The organism is Streptosporangium sp. NPDC023963 (assembly GCF_040639135.1).
Lineage (GTDB): Bacteria > Actinomycetota > Actinomycetes > Streptosporangiales > Streptosporangiaceae > Streptosporangium.
On the sequence record NZ_JBEZZK010000003.1, the window covers coordinates 90140 to 109156 of the forward strand.

Sequence of the window (19017 nt, forward strand, 5' to 3'; positions counted from 1 at the left end):
CGGACTCCGGCGCGCCCGGAACGCGGGGCCCGGCCCGGCGCGAGACAGGCGGGACATCACGGATCAGCCGGACACGGGGCTTCCGGATCGAAGGGGCACGCCCACGTCGTGCAGGTGACGCAGCGCCTGCGCGTACGAGCTGACGATCCCGGACTCCAGGTAGTCGACCCCCAGCTCCTCGCAGTACGCCCGGACGATCGGCTGGGCGCGGCGCAGGTTGGGCATCGGCATGCTCGGGAAGAGGTGGTGTTCGATCTGGTAGTTGAGCCCGCCGAGCACGACGTCCAGGACCACGTTGCCGCGCACGTTACGCGAGGTCAGCACCTGGCGCCGGAGGAAGTCGAGCTTGTCCTCGCCCCTGAGCATCGGCATGCCCTTGTGGTTGGGGGCGAAGGTGCAGCCCAGGTAGACGCCGAAGATCGCCTGGTGCACGAGGAGGAAGACCACGGCCTTGCCGGGCGACAGCACCGCGAACAGCGCGCCCAGGTACAGGACGGCGTGCACGGCGAGCAGCGACGCCTCCACGGCCCGGTGCTTCATCGCCGGGCGCGTCAGTGCCCGGACGCTGGACACGTGGAGGTTGAACCCCTCGAAGGTGAGCAGCGGGAAGAACAGGAACGCCTGCCAGCGGCCCACGAACCTGGGCAGCCCCTTGCTCGCGGCGGCCTGCTCGCGCGACCAGAGCAGGAAGTCGGGGTTGACGTCGGGGTCGTGGTCCTCGTGGTTGGGGTTGGCGTGGTGGCGGGTGTGCTTGTCCATCCACCAGCCGTAACTCATGCCGATGGCGAGGTTGCCGGCCACCAGCCCGGCGATCTCGCTGGAGCGGCGGGAGCGGAAGACCTGGCGATGCGCCAGGTCGTGGGCGACCAGCCCGATCTGGGCGAACACCACCGCGAGGAAGACCGCCACCAGCAGCTGGTACCACGAGTCACCGAGGGCGAAGAAGGCGGCCCAGCCACCGACGAAGGCCGCCGCGACCAGGCCGAGCCGCGCGGCGTAGTAACCGGGGCGCCGGTCGAGCAGTCCCGCCTGGGCGATCCGGCGCGACAGGCGCGCGAAATCACTGCCCCGCTCTCCTTCTCCGGGGGCGGCGTTTTCGGGGACGACGGGAGGGTCCACGTCATCGATCGCGGTTGAGTTGGTCACGGTTCTCCTCAGATGGGCCGGATCACTCGACATGATCACGTCAGCCGGTGGCGCCATGAATCGACGTCGGCCAAGCAAGACGACCATCCCAGGATTCCGTGCCCGCCGTAATCCCAAACCCCCGCTCACACCCCAGCTTGTGGTAGTGCTGGCCCTACCCTGGCAGATGCCACTATTCCGGGATGATCACCAGATAGCCGCCGGAGTCAGCCCTGCCGCCCCTTTCGGACCCGCCATGTCGACTCCCGGCTGCTGGCAGGATGGTCGCCCATGGCATCGGGGACATACTGGACGATCAGAACGGCGGCGGCGACGGCTCTGGCGGTGAGCGCAGGGTGCGCCACGAGCCCCGACGGCGGGACGGGCGGGGCCGGCGCCACCCCCGGTCCGGGCGCCTCCCACGCGTCGAAGGCCCCCTCCGGCGCGGGCGACCGGGCGGCGAGACCGGCCGGGCCCCCCGGGGTGACGCCCAGGCCGGGTGAGGTGGGCCGGTTCCCCCGCCCCGGCGACGGCCTGCCTCCGGTGATCAGTTCCATTCCCACCAGGCGGAAGGTCGTCTTCCTCACCATCGACGACGGCTGGGAGCAGGATCCCGGCTTCGTGGCACAGGTCCGCGACCAGCGGATCCCGGTGGCGGCCTTCGTCACCCGCGACGCCGTGGAGGCCAGGGGCGCGGCCGATCCGACCGCCCAGGGCGGCAGGTTCCTGGGCGCGGGCAAGTGGAGGTACGTGCGCGACCTGCGCGACGCGGGGGCGACGATCGAGAACCACACGCTGACCCACCCGAACCTCCCGGCGCTCGGCTACGAGGGGCAGAAAACCGAGATCTGCGGCATCTCCAAGCTGATCCGCAGGCACACCGGCACCGCGCCCACGCTGTTCCGCCCGCCGTTCGGCAACCACAACACCCTGACCCGCAGGGCCGCCAAGGCCTGCGGCATCGACGCGCTCCTGCTCTGGACCGCGACCGTGCAGCCGGGCGGGAAGATCGCCTACCAGGTGCCCGACAAGAAGCTCCGCCCCGGCGACATCCTGCTGCTGCACTTCCGCCCGAACCTCGCCCGCGACTTCAGGATCCTCGTCGCGAAGATCAAGCGCCGGGGCTTCGAGATCGGCAACCTCGACGCGTACCTGAAGGCGGCGGCCCGCTGACCCGGCCACGACGGGCGGAGGTCCCGCGGCCGGACGGCGGCCCGCCCCTGTGCGGGAGTCCCCGGCCGGACGGCGGCCCCCCGGTGCGGAAGTCCCGCGGCCAACCGGCGGCCCGCCCCTGTGCGGGGAGTCCCCGGCCGGACAGCCGGACGGCCCGCCCCCTGCGCGGGGACGGGCCGTCCGGGGATATATGTGATCACTCACTCTCGGCGGTGTAGAGGTACTCCCAGTCGCCGCACCGGGTGGGGTAAGAGCTGTGCAGTCCGACCTGGCAGACCTTGACGCGGACGCTGTCGACCTTGTGCCTGCTGAAGGCGAAGTGCTTGGCGCCCCCGGCCCCGCAGTACTTGTAGGACTTGCCGTCGTACCACTTGTCGCCGTCGCCGAAGTGGTGGACGGCGAACTTCACGTAGGCGCACTTGCCGCCCTGCTTGTACGTGCGGTGGTCGAGGTCGTACAGCTTGCCCTTGACGTCGACCCGGTTCCACTTCTGCTGGTCGTCCCACTCGACGCCGATCCAGCCGCGGCTCTTGGCCCGGTGGTTGGACGAGAAGTAGTGGCCCCAGTTCTCGCTGTAGTCGTAGCCGGACGAGCCGGTCGCGGCGGTGGTCGCCGCCGCCGGGGCCGCCGTGGTCGCGGCGTGCGCGGTGGCGGGCGCGGCGAGCGCGATCGCGCCGAGGGCGGCCGTGGCCAGCAGGCCGGTGGCAAGTCTCTTGATCATGATTTCTCCTTTACCTCCCCGAACCGGCCTCTGCCGATTTCCCCCTGGAGTGACTCATTTGTATGGGGAGGTGCTTGCAGGTCCCCATACCGTTCCTTACGGAGCGCTTGCGAGCCGTTTGCAGTGGCTTGACCCGGTCGCATGGAGAACAACCCGGTCACCGGAGGGGTTGCGGGTCCGCCGCCCGGCGTACCGGGAAATCACCCCGGAGGCGGACGCCTCGCGGGGGGTGCCCGGCCCACCATGGAGTCACGCCCCGGGGGAGGCGGCCCGGGGATCGCCGGCGCGACGGGACGGACGTCCCTTCGGGCGGGGACATCGGGGAGGGGGTCCCCGGTGGCGCACGGGAGAGCCGGCGCCGCGAGCCGGCGGAGACGATCTCGGTCCGACGGAGAAGTGCGGTCTCCCGGAGGACCGTGTGACGAAGATCGCAGTAGCTCGCGGCGCCTCTCCCACCCATAGCTCTACAGGCCGTAGTACTACTAGAAGTAGAACTACAAGTTGTAGAGCTCCAGGCCCGCGAAGGGAACGCGAAGGAACGATGGAAGCGCTAGATCTGGCCCGGTGGCAGTTCGGGGTGACCACCGTGTACCACTTCCTGTTCGTACCCCTGACGATCGGGCTCGGCGTCTTCGTGGCCGGGCTGCAGACCGCGTGGTACCGCACGGGGAAGGAGCACTACCTGCGGCTCACGAAGTTCTTCGGGAAACTCTTCCTGATCAACTTCGCGATGGGCGTGGTGACCGGCATCGTGCAGGAGTTCCAGTTCGGCATGAACTGGAGCGAGTACTCGATCTTCGTGGGCGACGTCTTCGGCGCCCCGCTGGCGCTGGAGGCGCTGCTCGCGTTCTTCCTGGAGTCGACCTTCATCGGCCTGTGGATCTTCGGCTGGGACAGGCTTCCCCGGCGCGTCCACCTGGCCACGATCTGGGCCGCGGTCATCGGGTCCAACCTGTCGGCGTACTTCATCCTCGCCGCCAACGCCTGGATGAAGCACCCGGTCGGGTACGAGGTGGTCGACGGCAAGGCCAGGATGACGGACCTGTGGGCGGTGCTCACCAACTCCACCACGCTCGCCCAGGTGCCCCACGTGATCGCGGGAGCCTTCGTCGTGGCGGGCGGCTTCGTGCTGGCGGTCTGCGGCTACCACCTCCTGCGCGAGCGCCGCACCGCCTCCGCCTCCACCTCCACCGCCACGGCCACGGCCACGGCCGACGCCACCGGCGGGACCGCGCCGGCGCCGCGAGGTGTGAGCATCTGGCGGACCCCGATGCGGGCCGCGCTGGTGATGACGGCGATCGCCGGGGCCCTGGTCGCGGGCAGCGGCGACATGTCGGCCAAGCTGCTGTACGAGCAGCAGCCCATGAAGCTCGCCTCGGCCGAGGGGCTCCGGCACGACACCGCCGGCGCGCCGTTCTCCCCCGTCCCCGGGCTGGAGGTGCCCATGCTGCTCAGCTTCCTGGCCACCGACGACCCGAACGCGGTGGTCCAGGGCACCGAGGACCTGCAGGCGCGGTACGAGGAGCGGTTCGGCCCCGGCGACTACCGGCCCAACCTCCCGGTGGTCTTCTGGTCCTTCCGCGTGATGATCGTCTTCGGTCTGTCCACGGTGGGCCTGTCGGTGCTCGGCCTCTGGCTGACCCGCCGCAGGCGCCGCGACGGTCTCCGCGTCATGGGAGAGGTCCCCGCCTGGTTCGCCCGGATCTGCGTGCTCGCGCTGCCGCTGCCGACGATCGCGATGATCTCCGGCTGGCTGCTCAGCGAGATCGGCCGCCAGCCGTGGACCGTCCAGGGCGAGCTGCTCACGGCCGCGAGCGTCTCGCCGGGCGTCAGCCTGGCCGAGGTGGCCGTCTCTCTGGCGGTCTTCACGGTGCTGTACGGCGCGCTCGCGCTGGTCGAGGCGGTACTGCTCACGCGCCACGTCAAGACGGGCCCCGAGCCCGTCGCCCCCGCCGCTCCCCGTACGCCGCCCTCCCGCGACGACGAGAGCGCGGACGCCCGGCTCCAGCCGACCCTCATGTACTGAAGGCGACGACGATGGAACTCACCACCTTCTGGTTCGCGGTCATCGCGTTCCTGTGGACCGGCTACTTCGTGCTGGAGGGCTTCGACTTCGGCGTGGGCATGCTGGCACCGGCGCTGGCCAGGAACGAGGCCGAACGCAAGCAGGTCCTGGGCACGATCGGCCCGGTCTGGGACGGCAACGAGGTCTGGCTGATCACCGCGGTCGGCGCCATGTTCGCCGCCTTCCCCGCCTGGTACGCCGGGATGCTCAGCGAGTTCTACCTGCCGATCGTGCTGGTCCTCGTGGGGCTGATCGTGCGCGGCGTCGGCCTGGAGTGGCGCGGCAAGGTCCGGCACGCCGCCGACCGCGCCTGGTGCGACCTGGGCGTGCTGGCCGGCAGCGCCCTGCCCGCGTTCCTGTGGGGCGCCGTCTTCGCCGACCTGCTGCGGGACAGCGCGACGGCCGCCCTGGTCGGCGGGCTGTTCTCGCTCTCGGTGTGCGTGCTGCACGGGGCGGTGTTCGTCGCGCTCAAGACCACCGGGCCGGTGCGCTCCCGCGCCCGGCGCGCCGCGATGCTCGCCTCCGCGGTGGCGCTGCCCGCCGCGGTGGTGGCCCTGTCGCACATCCCCGTCGCGGGTACGGCGGTCGGCGCCTGGTCGGCGGCGCCGACCAGCCCGTGGCTGTGGGCGGGCGCGCTCGCCTCGATGGCCGCCCTGGCCGCCGGGGTCGCGCTGACCTGGCGCGGCCGGGACGGCTGGGCGTTCGCCGCCACGGCCTCGTCCATCGCGCTGGGCGCCGCCGCCCTGTTCGGCGCCCTGTGGCCCGCCCCGCTCCCCGGCCTCACCGTCGCCGAGGCTGCCTCGGGCCCGTACACGCTGGGGGTGCTGACCTGGATCGGCCTGATCGCGCTGCCGTTCGTGCTCGGCTACCAGGCCTGGTCGTACTGGGTCTTCCGCAGGCGCCTGGTCGCCGAGGTGTCCTGAGAACGCAGGCCGCCTCGACCGGCCGCCTCCGTACCGGAACCTCTCGGCACCGGCCGCCTCGGCCGGACGCCTCAGTGCGCGCCGAGCCGGGCGATCGGCTCGACGAGCTCCCTCTCCTCGTAGGACAGGTGCGACAGGAGCGCGTCGGTCAGCAGGTCCAGGGCGGCCCACAGGGCCTTGTGACCGTCAGGTTCCGAGACGAAGGCGACCAGCGCCCGGTCGACGCCTTCGAGGACCTCGTGGATGGCGTGGTGCTCCTGCTCCAGACGGTCGACGACGGGCACCAGCCTGGGGTCCGCGCGGCGCAGGTGGGGAAAGAGACTCTGGTCCTCGATGGTGTGGTGGGTCGTGACGATCCGGCAGTAGGACTCGCAGTACACCCCGGCCGTCCAGTTGTTCTGGCGCATCGTCATCGTGTTGATGTGCGAGCGCGCCACGCCGGGATCCATCGCCCCGGTGGTGACCTCCTCGACGAGCCGCCGGACCTCGGCGAGCTCCTGGCGGAGCTGGTCGTGGACCTCGACGAGGTGGTGTCCGGCCGCCTGCTCCCTGGCGGTGTAGGTGCGGGCCGGGTCGGGGGCCGGGCCGGTGGGACGGGTGGACTCGTCCCAGACCCGGACGTCGGTGAGCCGGGTGCCGTCGTCCGGGGTCGGCATGAACCCCAGCGCGGGGGCCCCGCCTCCGTCGCGGGCGGGCGCGACGGTGACCGGTGAGGTGGCCGGTGAGGTGGCCGGTGAGGTGACGGTGGCCGGTGACGCGCCCCGGTCACCGGCCCGCGTGCCCGTCCCGGCCGGCCGGGACCGGTCCTCGGCGGCGGGCGCGCTCGAGGCGGCGCGCTCGGCGGCCACGAGCTCGCGCACGCCGGGGACGACCTCGGCGGCGAAACGCCGGATGTCGTCGGGGTCGTCACTCGCGAGGATGTAGGCGCTCATCCCCTGCTCCAGGGTGAGCTCGGCGAGCTGCTCGACCCAGACGCTCGCCGGCCCCTGGAGGAAGGCCCGGCCGGAACCGGTGAAGGTGCCGGCGATGTTGTACAGGCGCCGGACGTCGGCCGGGGAGCGCCCCGCGCCGAGAGCGGCCTCGTCGATGATCGCGTTCATGGCGGGAAGGGCGTCCAGGTCGGCGTAGGCGTGGGTGGGCAGCCAGCCGTCCGCGAGCCTCCCTGTCATGTCGAGCATGCGCTTCTTGTAGGCCCCCAGCCAGATGCCGACGTCGTGGGCGGGCGCCGGACCGGGGTGCGCGCCCCAGACGCGGTGGTGGCGGCCGTCCACCCGCACGGTTCCGCCCCCTTCCGCCCATATGGCTCGGATGACCTGGATGCCCTCCTCCAGCGCGTCGACCCCCTCGGCGGCGGTCAGCCTGGGACCGCCGATGGCGGCGATGGCGTCCCGGAAGCCGCCCGCGCCGAGCCCGAGCTCGACGCGGCCACCGCTGAGGATGTCCAGGGTCGCCACACTGCGGGCGAGCACCGCGGGCGGGCGCAGGGGCAGGTTCGCCACGTTCGGCGACACCCGCACCGTCGAGGTGACGGCCGCGATGACCGACAGCAGCGTCCACGTGTCCAGGAACCGCGCCTGGTACGGATGATCCTGCACGGTCACCAGGTCCAGACCGGCCTGGTCGGTGAGCCGGGCGAGCGCGACGACCCTCTCGGCCTGGTCGGCCATCGGGGTCAGGAAGGTCCCGAACAGCAGCTCGTGCCCGTAGTCGGCCATGTCTCTCCTCGGTGCGTCATCTCGGCTGCGTGGCACGCGTCCTCCCCGATGTCCGGCTGCCCGGACGCGTGGACGCGCGGCACCGCGATGGTGCGGCACGACAGATCGTATGCAAAGCAGATGAATTGTCAAACAGAAGGTCTTATTGACCGTTGATCCTGGTAATCTCGTGGCATGCCCGCAACCCCACGTTCCGGCGCCGAGACCCCGGACGCCCTGGACACCGACCTGGGCTGGACGCTCGGAGTGGTCTTCCGCTCCTACGTCAGGACCGCGAACGCGCTGGTCAGCCACCTCCCCGGTGGCCCGCGCGGCTACCAGGTGCTCGTCGCCGCGGTCGAAGGGCTGCCCGGCGGCCAGGGCGCGCTGGCACAGCGCCTCGGCGTCGACAAGACGGTGATGACCTACCTGCTCGACGACCTGGAGAAGGCCGGCCTGGTCGAGCGCCGCCCCGACCCCGCCGACCGGCGCAACAAACGCGTCGTCGCCACCGAGCAGGGCAGGGCGACCTGGAGCGACACGCAGTCCCGGCTGGAACACGCCGAGGAGCACGTGCTGGCACCGCTGGACCCGGCCGACCGCTCGGTGTTCCGGGAGCTGCTGCGGAAGCTGGCCGTCCGGGCCAACACCCTGGACCCGGTGCACAGCGCCTGCCGGATCGTCGAGGAGCTGGACCCCGACGGCGCTCCTCCTAAACCCCGGCGCTCCGCCCGCGGCTGAACACCGGAACGAGCCGCGCCCAGCCGAACGCGGATACCGGGTCGGTGCGTAGGCCCTCGCAGGAGACCTCACCGCCGCCCGGCACCGTGGTGATCGCCGCGATCCTCTACGTCCTGCTCAGCGGCTGTGCGTGGCGGGCATCGCCACCGTGTTTCGGAGCATCGAAGTCGACCGTGCATCGCGGCTTCGCCATCCGGTCCCCACAGGGTCTGGGGCCGGCTGCATCAGACCGGCCGGCGAAGGAGCACTCCGGCTGAGCTACTTCTTGAGCCTGCGGCTTCCTGCGTGCCAGTCCTCGGTCCTACCGGTCTCCTGTACCGTGACGCCGAATGACGGTAGCTGCGGACGCTCGCGCAGGCTGCGCTTGAGTTCGGCGAAGCCCGGGAACCGGGCAAGGCCGATGACGTGATCCCACAGCACCCCCGCCTGCTCGTCGTCGGGCAGTCGGCTGATCACCGGTCCGAAGAAGGCGACGCCCTCGGGCGGTTCGAAGTGCACGATCGGCGTGCCGACGTCCCTGCCCGTCAGCGAGAGCGCCTCGTCGGACTCGGCCTGGATCTCGACGTCGCGGGTCGTGTCGTCGAGTGCCTCGACGAGCGAGGCCGGCAGGCCGGCTTCGGCGAGGGCGCCGACGACGAGGCCGGGGGTGCTTCGCCAGCCGGGGGCTCGGCCCTCGTCGGGTCCGGCCTCCATGATGCGCGCGCCGAAGGCCGCGTAGAGCGGGCCGATCGCTTCGCGGCCATGCTTCTCCCTGGCAGCCGAAGCCACCCGCAGCAGTCGCAAGCCCGAGGTGTGCTGGTCGTGGTACTCCTCGGGGAAGTGGGTGTCGTAGTCGATGTGCGAGTTGATGAGCCGCAGTGAGATGAATCGCCAGTCGACGGTGTAGTCGCGCTGCGCCTGAATGATCCGGATCCACTTGCTCGTCATCCACGCGAACGGGCAGATGGGGTCGAAATAGAAGTTGATATCAGCTTTCTTTGCTGAATTCATGATCATGTCGACGATCCTAGGTCGGCTGGTCTTCGATGCGATGACTGCTGGAACGGTGTGGATTCATCGGTATCCCGCCGCGCTCGTCGCCGACCCGGTGACGGCGACTCCTTGGTCAGGGACCGTGAACGGGCCGGCGGAGGAGGTCGTTCACACGCCGGTTCAGCAGACACACGCCGCCGCGAGGGCGTCGAACACCTGGCCCAGCGCTTCGTCGGTGCCGGTCGAGGGGTCGGACAGCACCACGACTGCGGTCTTGCCGCTCACGAAAGACCCTCCTCCAGGTCGAGCGAGACGAACAACTTCAATTTACCGTACGTTCGGTAATTATGAAGAATGATGCGCGCCACACCCTTCGCCCACAGCCCTCCGGCGGACCGGATCCGCCGACGTGGCACCGAGGTCCCCAGATCGGCGGCGCACTCCTCAACAAACCGACAGGTCGGTGACCGCGGTGCGGCGACCTGGCGGATCGGCCGAAGTGGGACGGGACTCGTCGCGGGGCCGATGGCGCGCCCTTCGCGAGGCGGCGGTTCCCCGTGGGACCACGACCACGCCACGGAGCGGAGCGAGCCCCGCCGGCCGTCGGCGAGCCGAGGAGCCGGTCGAGCCCTGGCTCTAGCTCTGCGCGGGCATCAGCAGGCTCGGCAGGAGGGCCACGGTTTCGGTGAAAGCACGCGTCTCGCCCAGCACCCGTGCCAGCACCAGCGCTCCCTCGATCCGCAGGAACGCGTCGTTCGAGGCGCTTCGGGCGTCTTCGGGCTGCCGTCCGGCGCGCTGCGCGGCCTCGGCCATCGCGTCGATCCACGTCACGGCGAGCGAGCGAGCGTGATCGCGGACCTTCGCCGGAGTCCCCGCCAGCGTCATCGTGTCGAGAACGCACGACAGCGCCCCCGCCCCGTAGAAGTCACTCAGGCGGCGTGCGGTCTCGGCGATCCCTCGCGCGACGTCGGAGTCCGTTCGCATCGGTTCGAGGATCCACAGGAAGCGCTCGCCGACCATGGTGAGGACCGCGTCCGCGATCTCTTCCTTGCCGGCGGGGAACCGGTGGTAGAGGCTCGCGCGCTGCAGGCCCGAGGCCGCCGACAGGTCGCCGATCACGGTCCCGTCGAAGCCCTTCTCCCGGAAAACGGGCAGGAGGAGGTCGAGCAGCCGAGCCTGATCGATGGAGGGAAGACGCGCCATCCCTCAATATTACCGAACTTTCGGTAATATTGAGGACCGTCGGCGACGGCTTCGCCGCGGTCGCGGGGGCTCACATTCGGAGGAATGGCCGCCCTGCTGCGGTCGCGATCGATGGGCGCAGTCCTCCTGCCGATCCAGGGGTTGATGCGTTCGGATCGGCCGGTCGAACAGGGCCATAGCGTGGATGATCTCGCGGAAGCGCCTTGGGAGCCCGGCTCGCGGGCGCGGCTCGCCCCGCGGATACGAGTTCGCTGCCGCCTGTACCGGTCGGACACGGCGCCCCGGCTCCCGCTCGTCCCGCATCGCCTACGAGGCGCTCGCCATCGGCCGTCGCCACGCGGCTGCGCGTCACCGTTTGTTGAGAGCGTCCAGATAGTCGTCCATGGCCTTCAGGTTCTTCGCCAGGCATGCCAGGCGCTCGGCCATGCGCTCGCGCTCCCGGCAGACCCGGCTCACGAAGTCGGGGGCGGGATACCGAGAGTTCGCCGCCTCGGCCAGGCAGGGCAGCACGGTCCCGATGATCTCAGTGGTCAGGCCCGCATCCAGCAGGCTGCGAATCTGGCGGACCCTCGCCTCGTGGGACTCGTCGTACTCACGGTAACCGTTCTCCGCACGCTCTGGACTCAGGAGACCCTGCTCCTCGTAGTAGCGCAGCAATCGAGCGGAAACACCGGTCCGCTCGGAGAGTTCCTTGATCCTCACCACATCTCCTGAGACGTAATTTGCCTTCTCACTGATGTCAAGGTCGGAGCCTAGTCGAGTCGCCGCGACCGCGGAGGCCCGACCTGAACCCGGAGTTCTCTCCGAGGCTCTGACCAGTGAAGGAACAGTCGTGACCACCACCCAGACGGACGTTGCACGGACCTCGTCCGCGGAACGTCTGCCGCTCCCGCCCCTGATCGCCCTCTTCACAGCCGGGCTGATCACCACCCAGACCGAGGCGCTGCCGGCGGGTGTGCTGCCGCAGATGAGCCACGCGCTCGGAGTCTCGGAATCCGTCGCCGGCCAGACGGTCACCATCTACGCGGCGGGCACGCTCCTGACGGCGATACCCGTCATGCTGGCCACCGCCTCATGGCCACGGCGCCACCTGTTCCTGGCCGCGCTCGTGGGCTTCGTGATAGCCAACCTCGTGACCGCCGTCTCCGTCAGCTTCCCCCTGACCATGGGAGCCCGGTTCATCGCGGGCGCCTCCTCCGGCGTCGTCTGGAGCCTCCTCGGTGGCTACGCGGCACGTCTGGTCGGCCCCAGGCTGAAGGGCCGGGCGATGGCTTTCGCCATGGCGGGCACTCCCGTGGCCCTCTCCCTCGGAGTCCCCGTCGGGGCGTACCTCGGCAAGGCCGTCGGGTGGCAGCTCACCTTCGGCATCGTCACCGCCCTGACCGGGCTGCTCATCATCTGGACCGTACGGACCCTGCCGAACTTCCCCGGCCAGAAGGTCGAGGACAGGATCCCCTTCCGTCGCATCCTGCGACTGCGGGGCCTGCGCACCGTCCTCGTGGTCACCGGCGCTTTCGTGCTCGCGCACACCGTCCTCTACACCTACATCGCGCCAATCCTCGGCGACGTCGGGCTGGAGGACCAGGTCCAGTGGATCCTCCTCGACTTCGGCATCGCCTCGATCATCAGCATCTGGCTCACCGGCGTACTCATCGACCGCCACCACCGCACCCTGGTGGTCCTCAGCACCGCACTCTTCGCCGCGGCCGCGGCGGTACTGGCCGCGTTCGCCTCGAGCCCCGCGGCCGACTACGCCGCCGTCGCGGCTTGGGGACTCGCGTTCGGCGGAGCGGCCACCCTGCTTCAGTCGGCACTGATGCGAGCGGCAGGTGAACACGCCGACGCGGCACAGTCGTCGATGGTGACCACCTGGAATCTTGGCATCGGCCTCGGCGGGCTCGTCGGCGGCGTACTCCTCGCCGGTTTCGGCTCCGGATCTCTCATGATCGCGGCCGTCGTACTCCTGGCACCGATCGTGCTCGTCGTCATCCTCGCGCGCGGTCACGCATTCCCCAGGCGCAGCCCCGTAACCGGCTGACGCCACAGCGGTGCGCACGATCTCCGTAGCGGATCACGCCATGTCGCCGTAGGTCCCGCTGCCGGAAAGTCGGTCAGAACCAGCGAAACAAACCGTCATCACACTGCGCCCCACCCACCCGGTCCCGGAGACTCCCATGTCCGTCTCAGATTTGTTCGAACCGCTTACTCTTTCGCATGGCCCTGCGATGAGGAATCGTTTCATGCTGGCGCCGCTCACCAATCAGCAAAGCGAGCATGACGGCTCCGCGTCCGATTTCGATCGGGATTGGATCAGGCAGGTGGCGCGGGGCGGTTACGCCCTGATCCAAACCGGCGCCGCCACCGTCGAGGCCAGCGGCATAGCGTACGAGCGGCAGCTGGGTGTTCACAGCGACGAACACCTGCCCGGCCTGACCGAGATGGCAGCCGCGATTCGGGAGGGAGGCGGCCTGTCCGCGGTGCAGTTGCACCACGCCGGCCACCGCGCTCGACCGGAACTGGGGGGAGTTCCAGCCCCTGCCTCCAGCGCCACGGTTCCGGGAGTCAAAGCGCTGACCACGGAACAGGTGGAGCGAATCCGGGACGGCTTCATCGCGGCCGCGAAGAGGGCAGAACAGGCAGGGTTCGACGGCGTCGCGCTCCACGGCGCTTTCGGATGGATCCTGTCGGAGTTCATGTCCCCCTTGCTGAACGACCGCACAGACAAGTACGGCGGCAGCACGGAGAACCGGGCTCGCCTCACCATCGAGGTGATCGAAGGAATCCGCCGAGCGTGCGGCCCCCGGTTCCAGATCGGCTGGCGCCTGTCGGTCGAACGCTACGGACTACGCCTGGAGGAACTTCGTGACATCACGGCCGAGATTCTCGATCGAGAACTGATCGACTACCTCGACCTGGCCCTGTGGGACTCTGCCCAAATCGTTCGAGAAGGAGCGTTTCAAGGGCAGACCATGCTCAGCGTCTTCACAGACCTCCCCCGCAAGGGCGTACGCGTGGGAGCCGCGGGCAAGATCACGAGCGCCCAGCGCGCCGGCCGACTACTGGACGAGGGATGCGACTTCGTATTGATCGGCCGGGCGGCCATTCTCCAGCGGGACTTCCCCCGGCGAGTACACGAAAACCCTCTGTACGAAAGCCCGAAGCTTCCGGTGACGGCGCAGTACCTGCGCACCGCCGGGCTGAGCGAGCGCTTCATCAATCACATGCGGGGATGGCAGGGCTTTGTTCGGCGATTCAGCGTGTGAGTGGGTCGGGCTACCGCCCGTGCTCGCCGGACGGTGCCACCACGTACGCGCACGGGACACGCACGGTCGTGCGGCTGGACCCTGCGACCCTGCGGTCTTCGCCCTGGTGGGACGAGGTGCGGGAAACGGTCCAGGCTGTCACGAAACCGCAGGACACCGCACCCTGAAAGGGCTGAGAACGATCCTGACCCCTGTGCCAGCAGGTCAAAGGCCACCGATCCGAATTCGGCGGCCTTTGAGAACGGGCGGGGTCGGCTTCTCCCAGGGGTACCGCAGGTCTTGGACGAGCGGGCGTGCAAGACGGAGCCGGGTGTGGGCCACGACGATCCAGGTCCCCCGGTCGGCGGCCTCAGAGTTGCGGAGTCGAGGGCGGCCCACCACCCATCAGCCGGCTGTCGCCAACGCCACGACCGAGTACACCTAGCCGGCGCGCAGCCCGCCGGCGTCCAGCAGCACCGACGCGGTGGTGACGGCCAGCCCCCCGACCCCGCTCCCCCGCACCACCGCGCGGGCGGCCAGCCCGTCGAACACGATCGTCAGCTGGCTCGCCAGCGTCTCCGGGTCGTCCGCGCCGCCGAGCGCGGCCTGCCGCGCGAAGAAGTCGGTCAGCTCCTGCTTGCGCGCGCGGGCCACCAGGGCCGCCGGGTGGGCCGGGTCCTTGAGCTCGGTGGCGGTGCCGACGAACGGGCAGCCGCGGAAGGCCGGGTCTCCGGCCAGCGCCTCCAGCCGTTCGAAGACGTGCACGATCCGCTCGCGCGGGGTCAGCCCGGCCGCCTCACCCGGAAGGTAGTCCGCGAGGACGTCCGCCCCGAGCAGCGCCAGGCTCTCCGCGACCAGCTCGTCCTTGGTCTCGAAGAGCTGGTACATCGACCGCTTCGAGACCCCGGCGGCCCGGCAGAGCCGCTCGACACCGGTCGCGGTGATGCCCTCTCGGTAGAAGAGGTCCGCCGCGGCGCGCAACAGCCGCTCGCGGGGGGTGGCCTTCAGGATCGTGCTCACCCCTGAAGGGTACCTCCCGATTTGGCGTTGGAAACCGATCGGTTTACCATGACGGAAACCGATCGGTTTCCACCTTCTGGAGGCTCACATGAAGATTCAAGACGCCGTCGTGCTCGTCACCGGCGGCAACCGGGGAGTCGGCAGGGCCCTGGTCGAGGAGGCTCTGGCGCGGGGCGCGCGCAAGGTGTACGCCGCCGCCCGGGACCCGAAGACCGTCTCCACCCCGCACGCCGTGCCCCTGAAGCTGGACGTCACCGACCCCGAGGCGGTCGCCGCGGCCGCCGAGCACGCCTCCGACGTGACCGTCCTGATCAACAACGCCGGCGTGGACCTCGCCATCGACGACATCCTGACCCACGACCTCGACGACGTCCGCCGCGAGTTCGAGGTGAACTTCTTCGGCCCGCTGCGGCTCATGCGCGCCTTCGTCCCGGTCATCGCCGGCAACGGCGGCGGCCACATCCAGAACGTCAACTCGGCCCTGGGTCTCCTCGTGGCGCCCGGCTTCGGGTCGTACACCGCGTACGCGTCGACCAAGGCCGCGCTCCTGATGGCGACCAACGGCCTGCGCGACACGCTCCCCGCGCGAGGCGTGGAGCTGTCCAGCCTCCACATGGGCTTCACCGACACCGACATCCTGCGGGACCCGGCCGTGCAGAAGAACCCGGCCTCCGAGATCGCGCGGAAGGCGTTCGACGGCATCGAGGCCGGAGCGGCGGAGATCCTCGCGGACCCGGTCAGCGTGCAGGTCAAGGCGGCGGCCGCCCTGGATCCCGCCCAGCTCTTCCCGCAGCGCGCCGCCTGAGGCGTTTCCCCGCGACACCGTCCGCCCTCGCGCCCGGCCACCCGCCGCGCATTGACCTCAAGAAGGCTTGAGGTTGAACGATGGCCTCCATGGAGATCGGAGTGATCCTGCCTTCCGTCGCCGTGCAGCGGGAGCAGCGGCTCGACCTGGGCACCGCCGCGCGGCACGCGGAGGAGGCGGGGCTGGACGGCGTCTGGCACGGCGACCACCTGGCCACCGGGGCGGCCTCGCTGGACTGCGCCGTGGCGCTGGCCGTCGCGGCGGGGGCGACGACGCGGATCCGGATCGGGGCGAGCGTGTTCGTCCCGGCGATCCGCGCCCTGGCCTGGTCGGCCAAGCAGATCGCGAGCCTCCAGCACGTCTCGGGCGGGCGGCTGGTGCTGGGTGTCGGGTCCGGCGGGGGCGCCGGGCAGTGGGCGGCGGCCGGGGTGCCGTACGGCGAGCGCGGCAGGCGGACCGACACCGCGCTGGAACTGCTCCCGCGCCTGCTGGCCGGCGAGACCGTCACGCTGGCGGACGAGCCGGCGCAGGTGCGGCTCGAACCGGCCGTGACACCCCCGCCGATCTGGGTCGGCAACGCCTCTGCGGTGGCCGTGCGGCGGGCGGCACGCCACGGGGACGGCTGGTTCCCCTCGATGGTCCCCCCGGCGGCGGTGGCCTCGGGAAGGACCGTGCTGGCCGAACTCGCCGCCGCCCGCGGACGCCCGGAGCCGGTCGTCGCCGTCGGTGCCACCGGCGTCCTCGGCTCGGCACCCGGCCTGCCCACCCGCGCCTCCATCGCCTCGGGCATCACCGGGTACGGCATCCCGCTGGAGGAGGCGACGAGACTCCCCGTCACCGGGAAGCCCGCACGGGCGGCCGAGCAGCTGGCCGCCTACCGCGAGGCCGGGGCGCGTCACGTGGTCCTGGGGTTCGCCGGAGGCGACTGGCGCGAGCAGTGCGACCTGCTCGCCGAGGTCCGCGCGCTCCTGCCCTGACCACCGAAACGCCTCCGGCACCCGCCTCGCCCGAAGCCGGGTCGTCTTCGCGGGAGTTCGTCGCGAGAGACCGGGTCGTCCTCGCGAGAAGGGCCCGTGGCGGCGCGCGGCACCCGCGGGATGTGCCCCGTGGTCAGGATAGATTCAGGCCCGGTACCACCGGGGCCGACCCGGGCATCGGCCCGGCCGCCTCCTTCGCCATGAACGGACTGCTGCGATGAGCGCGCGTTTCGAGGAGATCGACTGGCGGCAGACGCCGATCGGCGCCATCAGCCTGCGGCGCCGGCGGGAGCCCTCGCTCGGCGTCGACGTCTACGAGATCAAACTCGACGACGACTTCCTCATGTCGAGCCTGTTCACGGTTGCCGAGGTCGAGCTCGCCAGGCTCGGGCTGGCGGCGCTGCCGGGCACGGACCTCGACGTCGCCGTGGGCGGGCTCGGGCTCGGGTACACCGCCCAGGCCGTGCTTGAGGACTCCCGCGTGCGCTCGCTCGTCGTGATCGACGCGCTCGGTGAGGTGATCGAGTGGCACGAGCGGGAGCTGCTGCCGGTCGGCGCCCGGCTGATGTCGGATCCCCGCTGCCGTCTGGTCCACGGTGACTTCTTCGCGATGGTCGCCGCCGGTCCTGGCCTCGACCCCGAGACCCCTGACCGGCGCTTCCACGCCGTCCTGGTGGACATCGACCACACGCCGCGCCACGTGCTGCACCCGAGCCACGCCGCCCTCTACACCCCCGGGGGCCTGCGCCGGCTCGCCGAGCGCCTCCATCCGGGCGGTGTCTTCGCCCTGTGGTCGGACGACCCGCCGGACCCGGACTTCGCCGCCGTGCTCGAGGAGGTCTTCGCGACCTCGCGGGCGCACGTCGTCACCTTCCCCAACCCGCTGCGGGGCGGCGAGTCGGCCAACACCGTCTACGTCGCGAGAAACGCCGGCCCTGCGAGCTGAGCGGCGTCCCGCCCGGCGTTTCCCGAGACCACGGGGCCGCGCGGAAGGAACCGGCGGGGCCGGGCGTGCCGCCGCGACCCCGCCCCGGCCCCGAGGCGCTCCACCACGGGGCCGGGGCGGAGCACCTCTGCCGCGCCGGGCCCTGACGTGCCTACCGGGCCGAAGCGGCTCCGCCCACGGTCTCCAGCCTGTTCTCGCGGCAGTCGCGGCGCGAGAACACCGGGTTGCAACGCACCGCGCCCCCGCCGGGGAGTTCCGCCACGAAATCGCTGTCGTACCGCGCGGCCATGCCCACCGTCGGGAAGTCCGTCGTCACCAGCTGCGACCCACTGGCCAGCGCGATCTCCACCCGGCTGAACTCCTTGTTCTTCACCGTGCTCAGCGGCTCGTCCGACCGCGTGCGCACCATGTAGCCGCGCTTCACCAGGTCCTGGATCATCGCGGTGTTCGCGCCTCGCGGGTCGTTCACCATCGTGATCGCCGCGTCCGGGTCACCGGGATTCCCCCGGGTGAAGACCGCCCGGCCCTCAAGGTTGGGGTGCCCGTCGAGATACATGTCGCGGATCGTGCCCGGTCCGCCGTTGTCGAAGAAGAGCATCACCTTTCCCCGCGCCGAATCGAGGGTGGGCCAGCCGTGCTTCAAAATCGACTGTTCAAGCGTGAGGCCGGGCCGGCGCAGGTCATCGGCGGTGATCAACTCGGCGTCGGAGAAAACGGAACGGACCTCACGATCGACGCCGTCCAGCAGGGCCGCGTCCCACGGCGGGCTGACCGCGCCGCCCAGACGCTCCCAGCGGTCGTCGGTCTGCTTCAGTTCCAGCTGCAGGACGATCGGCACGTGTCCGGGGTTGGCCCGCGACCATGTCCGTACCTGCTGCAGGCAGTCGACGAACGTCCGGCAGGTCGTGTTGTAGTCCTGGTCGGCGACGTGAAGCACCTTCATGCCCGGCTTCGCCATCGCCGGATCGTCGATCGGTCCCAGGCCGGCCTGCTTGCGCGCGAGCGGATGCCGGTAGAGCCCGCCCTCCGGGTCGGGCAACAGGTCCAGCTCCAGACCGCGAACGTTCTGCCGGCCGAGCAGATCGGGGATGGACGCGTGCGAGTAGAGACCCCAGGAGGGGTAGCCGGGGTCGATCTTGATCGACTCTGCCAGCTCGGTGCCCTGCATCTCCCGGTGATAGGCGTTGTGGGCGCCCATGAACTGGATCTGGTTCATCCTGGTCTTGCCCGCCTGGGACGAGCCTGCCGATCCATCGGCCTGAGCTCTCTCCTGCCCGAAGGCGGCAGACGGCAGGAGGCTGGATGCGGCGACCATGGCGATGGCGGCGGCCACCATGGCACCGAGGCGAGTTGAAACGATCATAGGTCCTCCAAAACAGTGACTTGCCCGATCAAGCTAGGAAGGCACTG

Annotated in this window: 17 protein-coding genes; 9 read left to right on the top strand and 8 right to left on the bottom strand. The window is 70.6% G+C overall.

Translation table 11 applies throughout. From position 1 onward, the window contains the following. Positions 1 to 63: 63 nt before the first annotated feature. A complete protein-coding gene (locus tag AB0F88_RS11695) occupies positions 64 to 1050 on the bottom strand; it encodes an acyl-CoA desaturase (RefSeq protein ID WP_362682463.1) in 987 nt (328 codons plus the stop codon). 366 nt (positions 1051 to 1416) lie between these two features. On the opposite strand from AB0F88_RS11695, the gene AB0F88_RS11700 reads away from it, so the two are divergent. Continuing rightward, on the top strand, positions 1417 to 2298 hold the full coding sequence (locus AB0F88_RS11700; protein WP_362680924.1) for a polysaccharide deacetylase family protein: 882 nt from the start codon (positions 1417 to 1419) through the stop codon (positions 2296 to 2298). Between the two features lie 196 nt (positions 2299 to 2494). On the opposite strand, the gene AB0F88_RS11705 is transcribed toward AB0F88_RS11700, so the two are convergent. Further along, positions 2495 to 3019: a hypothetical protein gene (locus tag AB0F88_RS11705; protein WP_362680927.1), complete on the bottom strand. Its 525-nt coding sequence runs from the start codon at positions 3017 to 3019 to the stop codon at positions 2495 to 2497. A gap of 541 nt (positions 3020 to 3560) precedes the next feature. Here AB0F88_RS11705 and AB0F88_RS11710 point away from each other — a divergent pair. Next, the gene (locus tag AB0F88_RS11710; protein WP_362680930.1) at positions 3561 to 5045 is read left to right on the top strand and encodes a cytochrome ubiquinol oxidase subunit I; all 1485 of its coding nucleotides are present in this window, start codon (positions 3561 to 3563) and stop codon (positions 5043 to 5045) included. Positions 5046 to 5056: 11 nt separating this feature from the next. After that, positions 5057 to 6007, top strand: a complete 951-nt coding sequence (cydB, locus tag AB0F88_RS11715) for a cytochrome d ubiquinol oxidase subunit II (RefSeq protein WP_362680933.1) — start codon at positions 5057 to 5059, stop codon at positions 6005 to 6007. Between the two features lie 71 nt (positions 6008 to 6078). On the opposite strand, the gene AB0F88_RS11720 is transcribed toward cydB, so the two are convergent. Beyond that, positions 6079 to 7722 (bottom strand): LLM class flavin-dependent oxidoreductase, encoded by a 1644-nt coding sequence (locus tag AB0F88_RS11720; RefSeq protein ID WP_362680936.1) that lies wholly within the window; start codon positions 7720 to 7722, stop codon positions 6079 to 6081. Between the two features lie 174 nt (positions 7723 to 7896). Between AB0F88_RS11720 and AB0F88_RS11725 the strand changes: the two genes are divergently transcribed. Further along, positions 7897 to 8442, top strand: a complete 546-nt coding sequence (locus AB0F88_RS11725) for a MarR family winged helix-turn-helix transcriptional regulator (protein WP_362680939.1) — start codon at positions 7897 to 7899, stop codon at positions 8440 to 8442. Between the two features lie 258 nt (positions 8443 to 8700). Here the strand turns inward: AB0F88_RS11725 and AB0F88_RS11730 are convergent, their stop codons facing one another. The 3 genes from AB0F88_RS11730 to AB0F88_RS11740 form a co-directional block, all read right to left on the bottom strand. Then, a complete protein-coding gene (locus tag AB0F88_RS11730) occupies positions 8701 to 9432 on the bottom strand; it encodes a hypothetical protein (RefSeq protein ID WP_362680942.1) in 732 nt (243 codons plus the stop codon). Positions 9433 to 10050: 618 nt separating this feature from the next. Beyond that, the gene (locus tag AB0F88_RS11735) at positions 10051 to 10617 is read right to left on the bottom strand and encodes a helix-turn-helix domain-containing protein (RefSeq protein WP_362680945.1); all 567 of its coding nucleotides are present in this window, start codon (positions 10615 to 10617) and stop codon (positions 10051 to 10053) included. A 348-nt stretch (positions 10618 to 10965) separates the two neighbouring features. Then, a complete protein-coding gene (locus tag AB0F88_RS11740; protein WP_362680948.1) occupies positions 10966 to 11319 on the bottom strand; it encodes a MerR family transcriptional regulator in 354 nt (117 codons plus the stop codon). A 130-nt stretch (positions 11320 to 11449) separates the two neighbouring features. Between AB0F88_RS11740 and AB0F88_RS11745 the strand changes: the two genes are divergently transcribed. After that, entirely contained in the window at positions 11450 to 12655 is a 1206-nt protein-coding gene (locus AB0F88_RS11745; RefSeq protein WP_362680950.1) for an MFS transporter, read from the top strand. A 136-nt stretch (positions 12656 to 12791) separates the two neighbouring features. Continuing rightward, complete coding sequence (locus tag AB0F88_RS11750; protein WP_362680953.1) at positions 12792 to 13880, top strand: NADH:flavin oxidoreductase; 1089 nt, start codon at positions 12792 to 12794, stop codon at positions 13878 to 13880. Positions 13881 to 14300: 420 nt separating this feature from the next. On the opposite strand, the gene AB0F88_RS11755 is transcribed toward AB0F88_RS11750, so the two are convergent. Further along, positions 14301 to 14879 carry a TetR/AcrR family transcriptional regulator gene (locus AB0F88_RS11755; RefSeq protein ID WP_362680956.1) on the bottom strand — a complete coding sequence of 193 codons (579 nt, stop codon included), beginning with the start codon at positions 14877 to 14879 and terminating at the stop codon, positions 14301 to 14303. Positions 14880 to 14967: 88 nt separating this feature from the next. Between AB0F88_RS11755 and AB0F88_RS11760 the strand changes: the two genes are divergently transcribed. From AB0F88_RS11760 to AB0F88_RS11770, 3 genes are all read left to right on the top strand, one after another. Next, on the top strand, positions 14968 to 15684 hold the full coding sequence (locus AB0F88_RS11760) for an SDR family oxidoreductase (RefSeq protein WP_362680959.1): 717 nt from the start codon (positions 14968 to 14970) through the stop codon (positions 15682 to 15684). An 80-nt stretch (positions 15685 to 15764) separates the two neighbouring features. Then, on the top strand, positions 15765 to 16661 hold the full coding sequence (locus AB0F88_RS11765; RefSeq protein ID WP_362680961.1) for an LLM class flavin-dependent oxidoreductase: 897 nt from the start codon (positions 15765 to 15767) through the stop codon (positions 16659 to 16661). Positions 16662 to 16878: 217 nt separating this feature from the next. After that, positions 16879 to 17607 carry a spermidine synthase gene (locus tag AB0F88_RS11770; protein ID WP_362680964.1) on the top strand — a complete coding sequence of 243 codons (729 nt, stop codon included), beginning with the start codon at positions 16879 to 16881 and terminating at the stop codon, positions 17605 to 17607. Positions 17608 to 17758: 151 nt separating this feature from the next. Here AB0F88_RS11770 and AB0F88_RS11775 read toward each other — a convergent pair whose 3' ends face one another. Next, positions 17759 to 18970, bottom strand: a complete 1212-nt coding sequence (locus AB0F88_RS11775) for a phosphatidylinositol-specific phospholipase C1-like protein (protein ID WP_362680967.1) — start codon at positions 18968 to 18970, stop codon at positions 17759 to 17761. Positions 18971 to 19017 lie beyond the last annotated feature (47 nt).

Excerpts from the sequence above, each read along its gene's own strand:
- AB0F88_RS11775 (WP_362680967.1), bottom strand. The coding sequence starts at position 18,970 with ATGATCGTTTCAACTCGCCTCGGTGCCATGGTGGCCGCCGCCATCGCC.
- AB0F88_RS11770 (WP_362680964.1), top strand. The coding sequence starts at position 16,879 with ATGAGCGCGCGTTTCGAGGAGATCGACTGGCGGCAGACGCCGATCGGC.
- AB0F88_RS11700 (WP_362680924.1), top strand. The coding sequence starts at position 1,417 with ATGGCATCGGGGACATACTGGACGATCAGAACGGCGGCGGCGACGGCT.
- AB0F88_RS11735 (WP_362680945.1), bottom strand. The coding sequence starts at position 10,617 with ATGGCGCGTCTTCCCTCCATCGATCAGGCTCGGCTGCTCGACCTCCTC.
- cydB (WP_362680933.1), top strand. The coding sequence starts at position 5,057 with ATGGAACTCACCACCTTCTGGTTCGCGGTCATCGCGTTCCTGTGGACC.
- AB0F88_RS11765 (WP_362680961.1), top strand. The coding sequence starts at position 15,765 with ATGGCCTCCATGGAGATCGGAGTGATCCTGCCTTCCGTCGCCGTGCAG.
- AB0F88_RS11760 (WP_362680959.1), top strand. The coding sequence starts at position 14,968 with ATGAAGATTCAAGACGCCGTCGTGCTCGTCACCGGCGGCAACCGGGGA.
- AB0F88_RS11725 (WP_362680939.1), top strand. The coding sequence starts at position 7,897 with ATGCCCGCAACCCCACGTTCCGGCGCCGAGACCCCGGACGCCCTGGAC.
- AB0F88_RS11720 (WP_362680936.1), bottom strand. The coding sequence starts at position 7,722 with ATGGCCGACTACGGGCACGAGCTGCTGTTCGGGACCTTCCTGACCCCG.
- AB0F88_RS11705 (WP_362680927.1), bottom strand. The coding sequence starts at position 3,019 with ATGATCAAGAGACTTGCCACCGGCCTGCTGGCCACGGCCGCCCTCGGC.
- AB0F88_RS11750 (WP_362680953.1), top strand. The coding sequence starts at position 12,792 with ATGTCCGTCTCAGATTTGTTCGAACCGCTTACTCTTTCGCATGGCCCT.
- AB0F88_RS11730 (WP_362680942.1), bottom strand. The coding sequence starts at position 9,432 with ATGAATTCAGCAAAGAAAGCTGATATCAACTTCTATTTCGACCCCATC.
- AB0F88_RS11710 (WP_362680930.1), top strand. The coding sequence starts at position 3,561 with ATGGAAGCGCTAGATCTGGCCCGGTGGCAGTTCGGGGTGACCACCGTG.